The organism is Polynucleobacter sp. Latsch14-2 (assembly GCF_018881925.1).
GTDB lineage: Bacteria > Pseudomonadota > Gammaproteobacteria > Burkholderiales > Burkholderiaceae > Polynucleobacter.
In genome coordinates, this window is record NZ_JACVPL010000003.1 from 1 (window position 1) to 17,704 (window position 17,704).

At 47.0% G+C, this 17,704-nt stretch carries 19 protein-coding genes and 2 tRNA genes; 3 read left to right on the top strand and 18 right to left on the bottom strand.

Annotation, left to right across the window (positions count from 1 at the left end):
• The coding region (locus ICN46_RS03765; protein ID WP_216205431.1) for an IS3 family transposase at positions 1-96 on the top strand (96 nt) is incomplete at its 5' end.
• Between the two features lie 89 nt (positions 97-185).
• Here the strand turns inward: ICN46_RS03765 and ICN46_RS03770 are convergent.
• The 5 genes from ICN46_RS03770 to uvrC form a co-directional block, all read right to left on the bottom strand.
• Positions 186-644 (bottom strand): hypothetical protein, encoded by a 459-nt coding sequence (locus tag ICN46_RS03770; RefSeq protein WP_216204716.1) that lies wholly within the window; start codon positions 642-644, stop codon positions 186-188.
• A gap of 86 nt (positions 645-730) precedes the next feature.
• Positions 731-804, bottom strand: a tRNA-Cys gene (locus ICN46_RS03775).
• Between the two features lie 49 nt (positions 805-853).
• Positions 854-929 (bottom strand) — tRNA-Gly (locus ICN46_RS03780).
• Between the two features lie 126 nt (positions 930-1,055).
• The gene (gene pgsA / locus ICN46_RS03785; RefSeq protein WP_216204718.1) at positions 1,056-1,631 is read right to left on the bottom strand and encodes a CDP-diacylglycerol--glycerol-3-phosphate 3-phosphatidyltransferase; all 576 of its coding nucleotides are present in this window, start codon (positions 1,629-1,631) and stop codon (positions 1,056-1,058) included.
• A 23-nt stretch (positions 1,632-1,654) separates the two neighbouring features.
• Positions 1,655-3,568: an excinuclease ABC subunit UvrC gene (gene uvrC, locus ICN46_RS03790; RefSeq protein WP_216204721.1), complete on the bottom strand. Its 1,914-nt coding sequence runs from the start codon at positions 3,566-3,568 to the stop codon at positions 1,655-1,657.
• On the opposite strand from uvrC, the gene earP reads away from it, so the two are divergent.
• Positions 3,567-4,622, top strand: a complete 1,056-nt coding sequence (gene earP, locus ICN46_RS03795) for an elongation factor P maturation arginine rhamnosyltransferase EarP (protein WP_216204724.1) — start codon at positions 3,567-3,569, stop codon at positions 4,620-4,622. The two genes, uvrC and earP, sit on opposite strands and share 2 nt — an antisense overlap.
• An 87-nt stretch (positions 4,623-4,709) precedes the next feature.
• Positions 4,710-5,270, top strand: coding sequence for an elongation factor P (gene efp / locus ICN46_RS03800; RefSeq protein WP_216204727.1), 561 nt, complete (start codon positions 4,710-4,712; stop codon positions 5,268-5,270).
• A 75-nt stretch (positions 5,271-5,345) separates the two neighbouring features.
• Here the strand turns inward: efp and nagZ are convergent, their stop codons facing one another.
• From nagZ to fabD, 13 genes are all read right to left on the bottom strand, one after another.
• Positions 5,346-6,419 carry a beta-N-acetylhexosaminidase gene (nagZ, locus tag ICN46_RS03805; RefSeq protein ID WP_216204729.1) on the bottom strand — a complete coding sequence of 358 codons (1,074 nt, stop codon included), beginning with the start codon at positions 6,417-6,419 and terminating at the stop codon, positions 5,346-5,348.
• 53 nt (positions 6,420-6,472) lie between these two features.
• On the bottom strand, positions 6,473-6,865 hold the full coding sequence (gene acpS / locus ICN46_RS03810) for a holo-ACP synthase (protein WP_216204733.1): 393 nt from the start codon (positions 6,863-6,865) through the stop codon (positions 6,473-6,475).
• Between the two features lie 25 nt (positions 6,866-6,890).
• A complete protein-coding gene (gene pdxJ / locus ICN46_RS03815; protein ID WP_216204736.1) occupies positions 6,891-7,634 on the bottom strand; it encodes a pyridoxine 5'-phosphate synthase in 744 nt (247 codons plus the stop codon).
• A gap of 12 nt (positions 7,635-7,646) precedes the next feature.
• Complete coding sequence (recO, locus tag ICN46_RS03820; protein ID WP_216204740.1) at positions 7,647-8,381, bottom strand: DNA repair protein RecO; 735 nt, start codon at positions 8,379-8,381, stop codon at positions 7,647-7,649.
• A gap of 5 nt (positions 8,382-8,386) precedes the next feature.
• The gene (gene era / locus ICN46_RS03825) at positions 8,387-9,283 is read right to left on the bottom strand and encodes a GTPase Era (protein ID WP_216860294.1); all 897 of its coding nucleotides are present in this window, start codon (positions 9,281-9,283) and stop codon (positions 8,387-8,389) included.
• Between the two features lie 44 nt (positions 9,284-9,327).
• Positions 9,328-10,119, bottom strand: coding sequence for a ribonuclease III (rnc, locus tag ICN46_RS03830; RefSeq protein ID WP_216204746.1), 792 nt, complete (start codon positions 10,117-10,119; stop codon positions 9,328-9,330).
• 3 nt (positions 10,120-10,122) lie between these two features.
• On the bottom strand, positions 10,123-10,929 hold the full coding sequence (gene lepB, locus ICN46_RS03835) for a signal peptidase I (RefSeq protein WP_216204749.1): 807 nt from the start codon (positions 10,927-10,929) through the stop codon (positions 10,123-10,125).
• Complete coding sequence (gene lepA / locus ICN46_RS03840; protein WP_216205434.1) at positions 10,929-12,734, bottom strand: translation elongation factor 4; 1,806 nt, start codon at positions 12,732-12,734, stop codon at positions 10,929-10,931. Before lepA ends, lepB begins: the two co-directional genes overlap by 1 nt.
• A 136-nt stretch (positions 12,735-12,870) precedes the next feature.
• Positions 12,871-14,319 carry a Do family serine endopeptidase gene (locus ICN46_RS03845; RefSeq protein WP_216204751.1) on the bottom strand — a complete coding sequence of 483 codons (1,449 nt, stop codon included), beginning with the start codon at positions 14,317-14,319 and terminating at the stop codon, positions 12,871-12,873.
• Between the two features lie 52 nt (positions 14,320-14,371).
• Positions 14,372-15,619: a beta-ketoacyl-ACP synthase II gene (fabF, locus tag ICN46_RS03850; protein WP_216204754.1), complete on the bottom strand. Its 1,248-nt coding sequence runs from the start codon at positions 15,617-15,619 to the stop codon at positions 14,372-14,374.
• A 32-nt stretch (positions 15,620-15,651) separates the two neighbouring features.
• The gene (gene acpP / locus ICN46_RS03855) at positions 15,652-15,891 is read right to left on the bottom strand and encodes an acyl carrier protein (protein WP_015421596.1); all 240 of its coding nucleotides are present in this window, start codon (positions 15,889-15,891) and stop codon (positions 15,652-15,654) included.
• A gap of 103 nt (positions 15,892-15,994) precedes the next feature.
• Entirely contained in the window at positions 15,995-16,738 is a 744-nt protein-coding gene (gene fabG / locus ICN46_RS03860) for a 3-oxoacyl-ACP reductase FabG (protein ID WP_216204757.1), read from the bottom strand.
• Positions 16,739-16,765: 27 nt separating this feature from the next.
• Positions 16,766-17,701 carry an ACP S-malonyltransferase gene (gene fabD / locus ICN46_RS03865; protein WP_216204760.1) on the bottom strand — a complete coding sequence of 312 codons (936 nt, stop codon included), beginning with the start codon at positions 17,699-17,701 and terminating at the stop codon, positions 16,766-16,768.
• Positions 17,702-17,704 lie beyond the last annotated feature (3 nt).

Sequence of the window (17,704 nt, forward strand, 5' to 3'; positions counted from 1 at the left end):
GAATATATCGACTATTACAACCATGATCGGATCAAACAAAAACTGAAGGGATTGAGCCCGGTTAATTACCGAACTCAATCCCTCGTGCTAACCTAATTAAACTGTCCAACTTTTGTGGGTCAGTTCAGTTGAGGTCTTTTTTATTCCCGCACATCCAAAAATATTGATACTGGAACTGCAGTAGTTTATTTCTTGCTAGGTGCAACTACATTTGCATTCTTAGGCGATGAGGTGATGGTGATAAGTGTTTTTGGTCCAGTTAGCGAGCCCTCATTTAATTCAATAGTTGAAGTGCGATCTCCTTTTGTAAAAACCAAAATACTCGTTTTAGATTTGACGGCACTAATCGTTGTCCAGCCTGCCCTAGGATATTCAGATTGGAAGTAGGCATAAATATCGGTTGGTGATTGCACGCCCGAGAGCACTACACGACCAACCCAGTTATCGCCACGACCAATAATTAATGAATCAGAGCCAATAATTTTGGAGGCTGCTGGCAAAGGCATATCACCCAATAACTGAGTTTGAGTTTCTTGAACCTCAGCAGGGGTGCCGGTTGGAGAGTCGCCAGAAGATGCACATGCACCCAATAGCGCCACCAGTGCAGCAAAAGCTATGTATCTAGAAATTAAAAAGGCATTCATTATTTTCACCAGGCCACTTAATGAGAACATTTTAGGGGAAGCGCCCAATTCGTCAAGAGATTAACTTGCAATCTCACAGAGTTAACTGGAGGCGCGTGAGGGAATCGAACCCCCGTACGAAGCTTTGCAGGCTCCTGCCTAACCACTCGGCCAACGCGCCATATGCCTGAATCAAAAATGGGAAGCTTTTTAGGGCTTCCCATCGAACTTGGAGCGGGAAAGGAGGTTCGAACTCCCGACCTATACCTTGGCAAGGTATCGCTCTACCAGCTGAGCTATTCCCGCATAACAGGGGGATAGTTTAACAAACAATTCAAAAGAAAGCACTTTTCCGCCACTGAGCATGAATTGCCCATCACTAAATACACGGCAAAGCCTTATGGAGATTAGGTCTTGGCGTGTCAAAGATTTTTAGTCGACCTTACCTACCAACTGGGGCAAAGCCTTTTGCAGGTAGTAAAACATTGACCACAATGTAAGAAATGCGGCAACCCAAATTAACCAAGTACCCACGCGAGCACAATTTAACCACCCAAATAAGGTGTCATTTAGCAGCAGAAATGGAATCGCTACAAGCTGAGCAGTTGTTTTTAATTTGCCCACCATGTGCACTGCTACGCTTTTACCAGCACCAAGTAGTGCCATCCATTCCCTTAATGCTGAGATAGTGATCTCGCGACCAATAATCACCAGCGCCACCCATACCTGCACTCGATCCATATTCAGCAATACCAGCAAAGCAGCAGCAACAATTAGCTTATCGGCTACAGGGTCCAAGAACTGCCCAAATGCAGACTCCTGTTTCATGCGGCGCGCCAAAAAACCATCTAGCCAATCCGTCACCGCCGCAAAGACAAATAAGATGGTCGCGAACAGATTTTGCTCAAAAGGCATTAGCCAAGTATGTGGCAAATAAAAGATAGCAACCATCAATGGAATGACTGCAACGCGCAACCAGGTCAGGGCAATTGGTAAATTGAATGGCATAACGTAAGCATACCCCAATGAGCTCAATGAAGCTGTCGATAAATTTGCTCTGCAAGAATGATCGAAATTCCCTCTACGCTAGCAATCTCTTCAATACTGGCATTGGCTACGCCTCGCAGGCCACCGAATCTCGCTAATAGCTTTTGACGACGCTTGGCGCCAATACCTTCAATCTCCTCTAGGCGAGAAATCGTCCTTGTTTTTGCTCGTTTAGCACGCATACCGGTAATAGCAAAGCGGTGAGCCTCATCCCGAATCTGGGCAATCAATAAAAGCGCGGCGCTATCAATCCCAAGTCCTAAAGCCTCTCGACCATCAGCAAAAATGAGAGTCTCCAATCCCACCTTCCGCCCCTCACCTTTGGCAACCCCAACGATCAAACTGACATCCATGCCAAATTCAGAAAGCACTTGCCTTGCCATCTCAACCTGCCCCTTACCGCCATCAATCAAAATGACCTGCGGGACTTTTTCGACCGGCAATTCTTGAAAATTAGCATAGCGTCTTTGTAAAACTTGGCGCATTGCTGCGTAATCATCACCGGGGGTAATGTCATTGATATTGAAGCGTCTATATTCACTAGGCTGCATCGCATTTTTTGCATAGACCACGCAAGAGGCCTGGGTTGCCTCGCCTGAAGTATGGCTGATATCAAAACATTCGATTCGCAGTTGATCTAAGCTTTCCAACTCTAAACTCAGCACGTCAGCAAGGGCGCGCGCTCTCGCCAACTGACCGCCAGTTTCAACAAGGCGCTTTGTCAGAGCAAGCTTGGCATTGCCTTCTGCCATCGCCAGCCAATGACGCCTTTGTCCTTGGGGTTGATGCAAGAAGGTAATTTTTCTACCAGCCTGCGCATTGAACAGATCTTGCAAATCCTCCGGCGGGTTTTCAGTTAAGTCCCCAGCATCATTACTCAAAGACTGCAGTGAGTGATTCAAAATAATGACTGATGGGATTAAATGAGCAGATGGAGACTCACCTTCAGTGAGACCATCTAAATAATGTTGCGTAATGAATGCTTCCAATATTTCAGTGGGGGTAAGTAAATCACCAGATGCTTGTCGACCTCTAGGAAAATATGCTCGATCACCTAAATGGCGGCCACCGCGCACCATCGCCAGATTGACGCAGATCATACCCTCCATCTGCGCCACAGCAATGATGTCAACATCACCCTCGCCTTCAGCAACCGTATCCATTGACTGTTGCTGTAAAACACTCGATAGGTCAGCAATACGATCACGCAATACCGCAGCCATTTCAAATTCCATTGCCTCGCTATGCGATTGCATTTCTCTTTCAAGCTCAGTTAAGACTCGACCATGATCACCCTCTAAAAATCGCGTTGCCTGTGCAACATCTTGACCATACTGCACAGAGCTTAGACGCCCAACACAAGGCGCACTACAACGATGGATTTGGTGCAATAAACATGGGCGGCTACGATTCTTAAAAACCGAATCCTCGCAAGTTCGCAAGCGAAATACTTTTTGTAAAATTTGCACACTATTGCGCACCGCCCAAGAATTAGGAAATGGACCAAAGTAATGATTGCGCTTATCTACTTTTCCACGATAAGAGGCTAACCGGGGAAACTCATGGCCAGTCAACATGACGTAGGGATAAGACTTGTCGTCTCGAAACAAAATATTAAACGGCGGAGCCAATTCTTTAATCAGATTGTTCTCTAGAATGAGTGCTTCTGTTTCAGTCCGTGTTACTGTTGTTTCATAGCGAGCAATCTTACCCACCATCAGCGCAATGCGCGGTGATAGTTGCGTGCGCTGGAAATAACTAGAAACACGCTTTTTTAGGTTGCGGGCTTTACCTACGTATAGAATCTGCCCCGCTTCGTCGAAAAAGCGATACACCCCCGGCAATCCGGGAAGCCGTTTAACGTCTTGCTGAAGGTTTTGAAAAAGCGAATTACTCATGCGTTGGGATATTTTCTGCCAAATCGTAGACAACTATGGTGATGCCGGTATTTGCTGGCGTCTAGCCCGAAGCTTATCAAGTCTTCACGGTCAAGATGTCCGCATCTTCTGTGACGACCTACCAACCCTCAATTTACTCGCTTTGGGCGTAGACCAATCCGTTAAGCGAAAAATCGATCTTCTACCTTGGGAGGCTAGCTTTAATAATGCACGACATCCTACAGAAGCGCCGGATGTTGTTGTTGAGACTTTTGGCTGCAACCTACCAGAAAGATATCTCACCAACTTACTGATTGCCCCCAAAAAACCCATCATCATTAACTTGGAATATCTGAGTGCTGAGCCATGGATTACTGAATTTCATGGGAAACCTTCACCCCAAGCGCACGGCATTGCAAAATACTTTTTCTTTCCGGGTTTTCAAGACAATGCAGGCGGACTTCTTGTCGACCCCATTCCAAAAGAGTCTAAGCTACCCGCAACTCTAGAAGCCGCCTGGTCAAAGCTGCGTCCCAATGCCAAACGAATTAGCATCTTTTGTTATCCAGGCGCACCATTGCGAAAATGGTTAGAAGACCTTGGTTCAATCGGTGAAAATTTTGATATTGTTCTGACACATGGTCACGCCCAACTGCTGGGAGTTAATGTGGGCCAACAAATACACTTTCCAAAAACGATTCAATTGCTTTCTATCCCATTTGTGACGCAAGATGAATATGACTGGCTACTCTCTCAATGCGACTTTAATATCGTCCGCGGCGAAGACTCCTTCGTGCGAGCCCAACTAGCTGGAAAGCCATTCATTTGGCATATCTACCCTCAGGACGATGGCGCACATCAAGTGAAATTGGCAGCCTTTCTTGATCTCTATCTTGAGTCGGCCAGTCAAGAGCTTAAAACCGCCTCTATCGCAGCGATGTCTTGGGCAATGCCCCAAGAGTGGCTCAAATCCCTAGATGCTTGGAGTAGCCATTCCAGGGTCTGGCGGGCGCATTTACTCGAAAAACAAGCTGATGGGGGCTTAGCGGGCCGTCTGGTGCGATTTGTCGCTTAAGCCTGCACGGAAAAGATCTGTGGGCGGTTACAATCTTGTCTTTGATAAAACTCGCAGAAATTTAACCCTGCACCCAGGAATAGCAAGATGAAAACAGCACAAGAACTCCGCGTTGGTAACGTAGTGATGATCGGCACCGATGCCATGGTCGTTTTGAAAGCAGAATACAGCCGCTCTGGCCGCAACTCCTCTGTTGTGAAAATGAAATTCAAGAATTTATTAACTGGCGCACCTAACGAAGGTGTTTATAAAGCTGATGACAAGTTTGATGTAGTGATTCTTGATAAGAAAGAGTGTACTTACTCCTACTTCGCCGACCCAATGTATGTATTCATGGATACCGAATACAACCAATATGAAGTTGAAGCTGAATTCATGGGTGATGCACTGAACTACCTTGAAGAAAGCATGCCCTGTGAAGTGGTGTTCTACGAAGGTAAAGCACTTTCTGTAGCAATGCCAAACTCCTTGGTTCGTGAAATCATTTACACTGAGCCAGCAGTTAAAGGTGATACCAGCTCTGGAAAAGTATTGAAGAGTGCAAAATTAGCAACTGGCTATGAACTGCAAGTGCCCCTGTTCTGCAATACTGGTGACAAGATTGAAATCGATACTCGCACTGGCGAATATCGCAGTCGCGCTAACTAAGCATCCAAATAATCGCATTAATGTTGATCTTGCAGCGTTTGACCCAAAAGCCCGGCATGCCGGGCTTTTTTATTCTCAAACTAAATTCAATTGCTGCAGCAAGCCTTTAGCATGCTGATATTCCGCCTCATTCTGAAGGGCATCCCAAGGCAATGCTGGTGTTTGTGGCATCAATCGGTTCAAACGGGTAACTGACTCGGTTCGCTTCGCTTTGGATACCTTGAGCTTTGAGAGTAGTTGATCTGCAAGATCGGGGCGATTGCAAATTAAGACGGCATCACAGCCTGCCTCAAGCGCCAGTTCAGCACCCTTTACAACAGAACCAGCAACACTAGCGCCCTCCATCGAGAGATCATCACTAAAGATCACGCCCTCAAAACCTAACTCTTGACGCAACACTGAATGCAACCAGATCTTAGAAAAGCCAGCGGGGAGCTTGTCGACCTGGGGATAAATTACATGCGCCGGCATTACGGCCGCCAAGCTGAGATCCAACCATTCATAGGGTTTAGCATCGTTATTCAAAATCTCCGCTAAAGATCGCTCATCTACTGGAATGGCCACATGAGAATCTGCCTCCGCCCAGCCATGGCCTGGAAAATGCTTCCCACAGTTAGCCATACCAGCCAAACGCAAACCTTCATTCAGGCTCTTGGCTAGAGCAAAAACAATTTGCGGATCACGACTAAAAGAACGATCACCAATCACACCACTGCGACCAAAATCTAAATCAAGTACCGGGGTAAAACTAAAATCAACGCCACAAGCACGTAATTCAGCAGCCAAGACATAAGCACAAGCAGTTGTGGCAGCCATAGCTAGCGCGGCTGATTCAGCCGCATGATGAGATGTATTTTTTGCTGCCCAGAGATCACCCAATTTACGCATCGCTGGAAGATGTGTAAAGCCATCCGCCTTACAGCGCTGTACTCGCCCACCCTCATGATCAATCGAGATCAGCACATCGGGACGTAGCTTTTTAATCTCAGTAGTTAGCTTGGTGAGTTGTTTGCGATTAGAAAAGTTACGACCAAACAAAATGACGCCACCTGTTAATGGGTCCAGAATACGACGGCGATCCTCAGCATTTAGCGTAAGACCAACAACGTCTAAAGTGATGGGGCCTGGGCTCATGTTCGACTGACTCATATTTTCCTCTGAATCTTTCTTGAGTGTTATGAATAACTTTTTTATATTGGAGATTATTTCTGAACAACGATCACATGGGCAATTGCCATATCTTGCTCATCGCTAACTGTTACTTGGGCTTCCCAATTGCGCTCTGCCATAAATTGAGCCAATACCCCCAAATACGAAGTGACAGGCTTGCCGCTAGGCTCATTCAATGTTTGTAAAGAGCGCCAGGTCATCGGCATGCGCATCCCCAAGCCAATGGCCTTAGAAAAAGCCTCTTTGGCAGCAAAACGTGTTGCCAAGAATGCAATGCCCCGCTTGTGATTTCTAGCAAGACGATGTTTAAAAACTAACATCTCGTCGGGGCCTAGAATCTTCTCGGCTAAGCGGCCATTAGTGCGATCATAAGCTGCTTGCAAACGCTCAATCTGAAGAATGTCGGTGCCAATACCAATGATCATTTTCTATTTATCTAACTTGAATATTTTAAGACTTTGCTCTGCCCTGAAGCATGAGCGCCTTCATGTCAGTGATGGCTTTTTGCCAACCCTTAAAGAGGGCTTCGGCAACAATAGCGTGCCCAATATTGAGCTCAGATAATTCAGCAATAGCAGCAATCGGCAATACGTTGCCCTCGTGAAGGCCATGCCCAGCATTGACCCTTAGACCAATACTGACACCAAACTGAGCGGCCTTTCTAATGCGCTCCAGCTCTTTTGCTTGAGCATCACCATCAAAATCTGCATAACGGCCAGTATGCAATTCCACTACCGTGGCGCCCACATCTTTAGATGCCTGAATTTGTTTTTCTTCCGGATCTATAAATAGCGACACCCGAATACCCGCATTTTTTAACTGAATGACAGCGGCCTTAACCACCTCAAAGTGACCCAATATGTCTAGACCACCTTCGGTAGTCACCTCTGCACGCTTCTCGGGAACGAGGCAAACATCATGCGGCTTAACTTGGCAAGCAATACCCAACATCTCCGCTGTAACTGCACACTCAAGATTCATACGAGTTTTGATTAATGGTCGCAATGCAAATAAATCCGCATCCTTAATATGGCGGCGGTCTTCGCGTAAATGTAGGGTGATTAAATCAGCCCCGACCTCCTCAGCTAAGCGTGCCGCCCTAAGGGGGTCGGGGTAAATCGTCCCACGCGCATTACGCAATGTCGCTATGTGATCAATATTGATGCCGAGCTCGAGCGCTTTAGAGTAACTCATTTAGCTAGATTACTAGATTTTCTTGAGATCGATCAAAATTTGACGGGTTGTCAAAACCTGATCCTGTAAATGCAAACCCAAGAGGAAGCGCATCAACTGTTTGCTCTCAGCAAGTGTTTCTGGATCTGAAAAATCCCCGACTGATATCGCCAAGAGGGATCTGCCCGCTAGGGTCGGCCAGTGACCGGGATCGTCTGCCTGCACTGGTCGAACGCCGCGCTCAGGCTGGTACACATAATGCTGATCAAGCACTGGGGATGAATTGGTCTCAACACAACGATCTAATGCTGCTGCATAACCAGTTTCTTGCAATAATGCCAGCTCAAAAGGTCGCAGAATTTCTTCCAATCCCTTAGATTCAAACTCCAGATTAGATAGAGCGGAGATGGTTTCCGTATAGCGGTCATAGAGTTTTTCATACTCATCCTCACGCGCCAAAAACTTAACCAATAGCTCATTGAGGTAGAAACCGCAAAGCAGCGCATCTCCAACTAACGATGGTGTACCACCAACCCATTCAGACTTAGTGAGCGTGCGTAATTCTGATTTACCACTCCACGACACAAGTAGTGGCTGAAAGCGTTGCAAAACAGGACGTAAAGTGGAGTGTGGCCGCTTGGCGCCTTTAGCAATCAAAGCCATGCGACCATATTGCCGTGTAAACACATCCAGAATTAAGCTAGTCTCTTTATAGGGGATGCTGTGCAATACAAAAGCGGGTTCGTCAGCTACACGAATCGAAGCCATGAATGTTACTCCAGGCCCTGTGCCCGAAGTTCGGCGCGATCATCTGCCCAGCCGCGCTTTACCTTCACCCACGTCTCCAAGAAGACCTTGCCATCAAACAGTTTTTCCATATCGATGCGAGCATCCGTTGAGATCTTTTTTAGGCGCTCGCCTTTAGCACCAATAATCATTGCCTTATGACTGTCACGATCAACCAAAATAGTCGCAGCAATCCGACGCATCTTGCCATCCATCTTAAATTGATCAATCACCACGGTACTGGTGTAAGGCAACTCTTCACCAGTAAATCGAAAGACCTTTTCCCGCAAGATCTCTGCAGCTAAGAAGCGCTCACTACGATCGGTGACGGTATCGACATCATAGATAGCATCGCCTTCAGGCAAATATCCCTCTAAGACATCTAATAATCTCTGAACATCTGCAGGACTCTTTGCACTCATTGGCACGATCTCAGAAAACTCACATTTATCCTGATCCTCATGCCCACCAATCTGACTCCAAGGCAAGGACATTTCCTTCATAAAGTTGAGTAGCGCCTGGTCCCGCTCAGAGGGGGTCTGAAAACGACTATTAAATAAATCAAGCTTATTAAGCACTAGCACTACTGGCAGGTCAGCTGGCAACAGCTTCAAAACCTTCTTGTCGTCTTCACCAAAGTAGCCAGCTTCCACCACAAAACAAGCAACATTTACATCTTGTAATGCAGTTGTCACTGTTCGGTTCAGCGCCTTGTTCAAAGTATTCATGAGGCGCGTCTGAAAACCAGGCGTATCAATAAAAATAAATTGCGCTGCTTCACGATTCTGCACACCTAAAATACGATGACGCGTGGTTTGGGCCTTACGCGAAGTGATACTAATCTTCTGACCAACCACTGCGTTCAGTAAAGTCGATTTGCCCATATTGGGACGCCCGACAATGGCGATAGTGCCGCATCTAAACACGGTTAGCCCTTCAGCTTTAGATTGAACTGCTCTTCGGTCACTTCTTTCTTTGCCGCCTTCTTTTTTGCAGACCTAGTCTTCTTAGGTTTGCGAGACTCTTGTGGCAAAGCTTTCAGCATTGCAATTAAAGCCAACTTGGCAGCCGCTTGCTCAGCAGCGCGGCGAGAAGCGCCCTCACCCTTGACTGCTACTTTATGACTTGGAATAAGGCACTCAACCTCAAATTGTTGATTGTGCGCAGCGCCAGTAGTGCCTGTCACGTTGTATGTTGGCAAAGGTAATTGATAACTTTGCAAACATTCCTGCAAGAGAGTTTTATCATCCTTACCCAATGTTTTAGGGTCTACATTTGCCAATATGACTGAATAGAGCTTGCGCAAGCAAGTTTTGGCAGCATCAAAGCCACCGTCTAGAAAAATTGCTCCAGTAACCGCCTCAAGCGTATCCGCAAGAATAGATGGCCTACGAAATCCTCCGCTCTTTAACTCACCCTCACCTAGGCGAAGATAGTCAGATAAAGAGAGGGTTTGGGCAATTTCATATAAAGCTTGCTGTTTTACTAAATTAGCACGCACGCGCGAAAGGTCGCCCTCATCTAAATCCGAATAACGCTCATAAAGCATTTCAGCAACTACGCAGTTCAGAATCGAGTCCCCCAAAAACTCTAGGCGCTCATTATTTTTCTTGCTATGACTGCGATGCGTAAGGGCCTGATTGAGTAACTCTATCTTTTTAAAGCTGTATCCAAGACGCTCCTGGAGTGGCACAGTTTCAATGACGGCACGGGCGTTCATGATTTACTGAAATCCGCCAATACGACCTAAGGAGCCAAGATTGAGCCAAACAAAAAAGGCTTGCCCTACAATATTTTGATCTGGTACAAAACCCCAATAACGCGAGTCAGCACTGTTGTCACGGTTATCGCCCATTGCAAAATAATGTCCGGCAGGGACCTTACAAGTCAAGCCAGCATTTTGATATTGGCAGTTTTCAAACCCTGGAAAATGTTCCGCCGGAAAATTACCAGCCGGGCGATCGGGGTTATTCAAGATTTGATGGCGATTGCCACCCAAATCAGATGGGAAGCTCTCGGTGAACTCCTTTGCATAGCGCATGCTCTCGGGATCAAGATAGGCTTCACCACCACTATAGGCTAAAGGCTGGCCATTGATGGTGAGGCGCTTATCTTGATACTCAATCACATCACCTGGCAAACCCACAATACGTTTAATGTAATCAACAGATTCATCACGAGGATAGCGAAACACCACCACATCGCCGCGCTTAGGTGAACCCAATTCAACTACTTTCTTATTGATGACCGGTAAACGAATCCCATAAGTAAATTTATTTACCAAAATAAAGTCACCAATTTGCAGAGTTGGAATCATTGATCCGGAAGGAATTTTAAATGGCTCAACCAAAAATGAGCGCAATACAAACACCGCACAAATCACCGGGAAAAAACTGGCTGAGTATTCTAACCAGAGCGGCATACGATCAATACCAGCAGCACGTCTTTGCGGCGCAAAGTAGAGCCTATCTGCCACCCAGGCGATTCCCGAAACAATCACCAACACAAAAAGGATGAGGGCAAAGTTCATTAATCCTCCACCTGCAAAATAGCCAAGAAAGCTTCTTGTGGAATCTCCACATTACCGACCTGTTTCATGCGTTTCTTACCTTCTTTTTGTTTCTCTAAGAGCTTACGCTTTCGGGAGATATCACCGCCATAGCACTTAGCTAAAACGTTTTTACGCAAGGCTTTCACGTTCTCACGTGCAACGATATTGCTACCAATTGCCGCCTGTATAGCCACATCAAACATTTGACGAGGAATAATGCCGCGCATCTTTGCGACAACCTCGCGTCCACGATGTTGGCTATTACTGCGGTGAACAATGACCGATAGAGCGTCAACACGTTCACCGTTAATCAAAATATCAACCTTGACCACATCAGCAGGACGATATTCTTTGAACTCGTAATCCATCGAGGCATAACCACGTGAAATAGATTTCATCCTATCGAAGAAATCCATCACAATTTCAGCCATGGGTAACTCATAGGTAAGCTTTACCTGGCGACCCAAATAATTCATATCGGTCTGTATGCCACGTTTTCCAACGCATAAGGTAATAATGGATCCAACATACTCTTGAGGCATGTAGAGATTGACGGTGACAATTGGTTCTAAAATAGTAGCAATCTTGCTAGGCTCTGGCATCTTTGATGGGTTATCCACCATCATCATCGTGCCGTCTGACTGCTCTACCTGATACACCACGGTTGGAGCAGTAGTGATGAGGTTCATATCGTACTGGCGCTCTAAACGCTCTTGCACGATCTCCATGTGCAACAGGCCTAAGAAACCACAGCGAAATCCAAATCCTAAAGCTTGTGAAACCTCTGGTTCGTACAACAGTGATGCATCGTTGAGCTTCAATTTCTCGAGCGATTCACGCAGCTGATCATACTCACTGGCTTCAACAGGATAAAGACCCGCAAACACCTGTGATTTCACTTCTTTAAATCCAGGTAGCGGTGCATTAGCAGGCGTACGACCTTGTTGACCTGGTGCGTGAGTAACGGTATCCCCTACTTTTGCCGCCTTCAATTCTTTGATACCGGCAATCACAAAACCCACTTGACCAGCCGAGAGCTCTGGGCGATCCACAGACTTTGGACTAAAGACGCCCACATGCTCAACCAAATGAATTGAGCCATTAGCCATCAGCAGAATTTTATCTTTGGGTTTTAATGTGCCATTAACTACACGAATCAACATCACTACACCGACATAGTTATCAAACCAAGAATCAATGATTAAGGCTTGCAATGGGTCACTAGCACTGCCTTTAGGCGGCGGTATGCGGTGAATCATCTCTTCAATGACTTCAACAACACCTAGGCCAGTTTTCGCAGAACAGGTGATCGCATCGCTTGCATCAATGCCAATGACGTCTTCAATTTCTTGTTTAGCACGCTCGGGGTCGGCTTGTGGCAAATCAATCTTATTGAGCACCGGAACAACTTCTACGCCCAATTCAATGGCGGTATAGCAATTGGCAACCGTTTGCGCCTCAACACCCTGACTTGCATCCACCACCAATAACGCGCCCTCGCAAGCAGATAAAGATCGACTTACTTCATATGAAAAGTCGACATGCCCAGGGGTATCAATCAAATTGATGTTGTAAGTCTTGCCATCCTTAGACTTGTAATTCAAAGCGGCTGTTTGCGCTTTAATGGTGATACCACGCTCACGTTCAATGTCCATTGAGTCGAGAACTTGGGCTTCCATTTCACGATCAGAAAGGCCGCCGCATAGCTGAATGATGCGATCTGCGAGCGTAGATTTACCGTGATCGATGTGGGCGATGATAGAAAAATTGCGGATTAAATCCATAGCGTCTTCATTGGTCATTCAAAAAACGCCTTGTCAGAACGCACCACAATGATGCGCTGCAAAAAGTCGTCTTGGAGAGATTGTAATGGGTGGCGCCGAAATAGCGCCGAACCCTCTTCATTGGCCCAAAATCGGCTTATTTTGGCTTAACAGGGATCACCAAGGTGCTGTCAGCGCGGCGTACAAATACCGGCACAGCCTTATTGGCGTCTAGGCCTTTTATAAGGGCTTCAAACTGCTTAACCCCGCTTATATCTGCGTCTGCAATGCGAATGATGATATCGCCAGGACGAACCCCAGAGCGGGCCAATGGACCTTCATTTAAGCTAGTAACCTCAACGCCACCGCGGATATTAAGCTCTTTTTTCTTGGCCTCAGAGACCTCAATGACCGTAACGCCAAAAGCATTAGCGCCACCGCTATTCAGATTAGGGCTCTCAGACTTTTTGACCCCAGCAACGGAAGCCTCGCCATCAGTCACTACGACCACTAACTCCTTGGCGGCGCCTTTGCGCCAAACCTGAACTGTGGCACTAGTCCCAGGTCTAGTTTCGCCAACCACCCTAGGTAAATCTGTGGCTTTTGTTATTTCATGGCTGTTAAAGTTCAGAATCACATCACCAGACTCAATCCCACCAGCTGCAGCTGGGCCACCAAGCTCAACATTACGAACATAAGCCCCTCGTGGCTTACCCAAACCAAGGCTTTCAGCAACCTCTTTAGTCATATCGCCCAAGGCTACGCCTATACGGCCACGGACCATTTTTCCATTAGAGCGTAACTGGTCGGCAACGCGCATAGCTTCATCAATTGGGATGGCAAATGAAATTCCCATATAGCCACCGGAACGACTAAAGATTTGAGAGTTAATGCCGATGACTTGACCGGCGGTATTTAACAAGGGTCCACCAGAGTTACCAGGATTGACAGCAACGTCCGTTTGGATGAAAGGCAAGTAATCACCAGTGTCACGACTCTTAGCGGAAACAATTCCGGCCGTCACCGTATTCTCAAGACCAAAGGGTGAGCCGATAGCCAGAACCCATTCGCCCACCCTCACCCGCGAGGAATCCCCCAGGGGCAACTTTGGTAAATCACGGGCATCAATTTTGACAACCGCCACATCGGTACGCTTGTCCATGCCCAGCAGTTTTGCCTTGAACTCGCGCTTATCAGTTAAGGTGACATAGATAGTGTTAGCCCCCTCTACAACATGAGCATTTGTCAGAATCAAGCCATTGGACTCGATGATGAAACCGGAGCCTACGCCACGATCAGCTTCTTGAGGTTTCCCAGAGTTTGGTTGCGCTTGTTTTGGAGTGCTTGGCAATCCGGGAATAGGCACCCCAAAGAAGCGGCGAAAGAACTCCGCCTGATCTTCAGGGAGTCCCGGAATGCCGCCTTGTGACTGCTGAACCACTACTTTTTCTGTAGTGCGAATATTCACCACGGCAGGACTAGCGCGCTCAACTAAATCGGCAAAGTCTGGAATGCTCACGCGTGGAGATTGTGCCACTGCACTTGGCATAAACGAGAACTGACCAAAGCTAAAAATAGCCAAGATGGCAATGAGATACTTTTTCATGATGCTGTGGACCTAGCTGGCAAAAACCAAAAAATCGAAGATAAAACTAATATTAGGTCAATTTGCCAAAAATCAAGGTGCCGTTAGTACCCCCAAAACCAAAGTTGTTTTTCACGGCATGGTCAATCTTTACATCTCTGGCAACGTTGGCGCAATAGTCCAAGTCACACTCAGGATCTTGATTAAAGATATTAATGGTTGGTGGGGATTTTTGATTATGCAAGGCTAGGATAGTAAAAACAGATTCCAAGCCGCCAGCACCACCTAAAAGATGGCCTGTCATTGACTTAGTTGAATTCACCAGAACCTTCTTAGCATGATCCCCCAAGGCTGCCTTAATAGCGCCAGTCTCATTCTTATCACCCAAAGGTGTAGAAGTACCATGCGCATTGACATACTGAATCTGATCGGGATTTAAACTAGCATCGCGCATGGCATTAACCATGCAACGACGTGGGCCGTCCATATTTGGGGCTGTCATATGGTACGCATCGCCGCTCATACCAAAACCTAAAAGCTCACAATAAATCTTTGCGCCACGGGCTTTAGCATGCTCATACTCTTCAATCACAACAACACCAGCACCCTCACCAAGAACAAAACCATCGCGGTCAATATCCCAGGGACGAGAAGCGGTTGCAGGATCATCATTGCGTGTTGACAAGGCGCGTGCCGAAGCAAAACCACCAACACCCAATGAAGAAATGGTTGACTCAGATCCACCAGCAATCATCACGTCTGCATCGCCGTACTGAATTAAACGCGCCGCCAAACCAATGCTATGCAAGCCCGTTGTGCAGGCAGTCACAGCAGCAATATTTGGCCCCTTGAGACCAAACAAAATACTGAGATGCCCAGAAATCATATTAATGATTGAGCCAGGTACAAAGAAGGGAGAGATTCGCCGTGGACCGCGCGCCAATAACTCGGCGCCAGTCTCTTCGATCATTGGCAAGCCACCAATGCCTGAGCCGACCATAACGCCGATTCGCTCTGCATTTTCTTCTGTAACCTGAATGCCACTATCCCGAATAGCTTGCGTGCCAGCAGCAATGCCGTAATGAATAAAAGTATCCATGTGACGCGCTTCTTTGGCAGAAACATATTCTTCGACATTAAAATCTTTCACCTCTCCAGCGAAATGCACGCTCAGTAGAGAATGATCGAATTTAGTGATTGTCGCGATGCCCGATTTGCCCGCGAGCAAATTAGACCAAGCTACATCAACTGAATTACCGACAGGTGAGATGAGGCCTAAGCCGGTGACTACAACCCGGCGTCGGCCATTTGATGCTGACACAGTAATAGCTAAGTATTTACTAAGCTAGGGAATTAACCCTGAGCTTTGGATTGAGCGAAGTCAATCGCGAGCTGAACTGTGGTGATCTTTTCAGCTTCTTCATCCGGAATTTCAATCCCGAATTCATCTTCCAAAGCCATTACAAGCTCAACAGTGTCAAGAGAGTCAGCGCCTAGGTCATTCACAAAAGAAGATTCATTCTTGATATCTGCTTCTGCTACGCCCAATTGCTCAGCGACGATCTTCTTAACGCGTTGTTCGATGTTATCCATTAATTCCCCCAAGGGTTGTAAAAAAACGATGGAAGGATTTTATCAGCATGGCGGACAAAATCAGCAAAATCCACCAAAAAATGAGTAAATCCCCGCTTTGCCGTTAGGCTAAATAGAGTCCGCCATTGACGTGTAGGGTATTACCCGTAATGTAACCAGCCGCTGGAGAGGCTAAAAATGCCACTGCCTGGGCTACATCTTCTGGGCTACCCAGTCTTGCCAAGGGAATATTCACTTTTAAGGCATTTTGCTGCTCTTCGCTCAGTGCACGGGTCATATCAGTATCAATAAAGCCTGGTGCCACACAGTTCACGGTAATGTTTCGGCTGCCAATTTCACGTGCTAGAGCACGGGTCATACCAGAAACACCGGCTTTGGCAGCTGCATAATTTGCCTGCCCTGGATTGCCCATATGCCCAACAATGGAGGTAATGTTGATAATGCGACCACCGCGCGCCTTCATCATCGGACGCATCACAGCCTGAGAGAGGCGAAAAACGGCATTCAAGTTTGTGTCAATGACATCTGTCCACTCTTCCGCCTTCATCCGCATAGCAAGCTGATCACGGGTGATACCGGCGTTATTAACCAAGATATTGATGCCGCCATGCTCTTTCACAATGCGGTCAATAATTTCTTCACAAGCATTTGGCGCAGTGACATTTAAAACCAAGCCGCTACCACCCGAAGGGTTTAAGCGCTCGTCAATGGCTTTTGCACCATCAGCCGAAGTGGCTGTGCCAATCACCTTGGCGCCACATTTCACCAATTCATCGGCAATCGCTTGGCCAATACCACGTGAGGCGCCAGTAACTAATGCAATTTGTCCAGTTAAGTCGAGATTCATATTTGTCTTCCGTAATTGCTATGTTCTTTATTTGAAGCTTGCCAACACCTCATTCAAGCTTACTTCGTCAAAAACTGGGACGCCAGTCACTTGATCATTTATGCGCTTTGTTAAGCCCGCCAAGACTTTGCCCGGACCACACTCCACCACCTGAGTAATGCCCTGGCCTGCCATAGCCTGAATAGTTTCTTGCCAGCGTACCGGTTTAGCAGCTTGGCGCACTAAAGCATCTTTAATAGCGAGTGGATCATTCAAGATTGCGACATCGACATTATTAATAACGGCAATCGAGGGCGCCTTAAATTCAATATTGGCTAAATAGCCTTTGAGTTTTTCAGAGGCAGGTTGCAATAGTGAAGAATGGAATGGGGCAGATACAGGCAATGGCAAAGCGCGCTTTGCGCCAGCAGCCTTTAACAGCTCACAGGCTTTGGTGACAGCATCACTTCCACCGGCAATCACCACCTGTCCCGGAGCATTAAAGTTCACCGCCTCGACCACGCCACCTGAGGCAGCAGCAGCTTCAGCGCAGACCTTGATTACGCTTGCATCATCCAAGCCCAGAATGGCAGCCATACCACCAGTACCTACAGGTACAGCACCTTGCATCGCCTCTGCACGAAAGCGCACCAAGGGAATGGCGTCTTTAAACGCAATCACGCCAGCAGCAACCAAAGCAGAGTACTCACCCAAGCTATGACCAGCCATCACTTTAGGTAAGGGACCACCAGCAGCTAACCATGCATGGTAAAAAGCAACGCCCGCCGTCAACATCACTGGCTGAGTATTGGTTGTCAGGGAGAGCGCTTCTGCCGGCCCTGCGGCAATTAACTTGGCAACATCTTCACCCAAGGCTTCAGATGCTTCTTGGAGGATAACGCGCACTTCTGGGCGATCGCTAATAGAGCTCAACATCCCAACAGATTGAGATCCTTGACCTGGAAATACGAATGCAAATGTCATGAG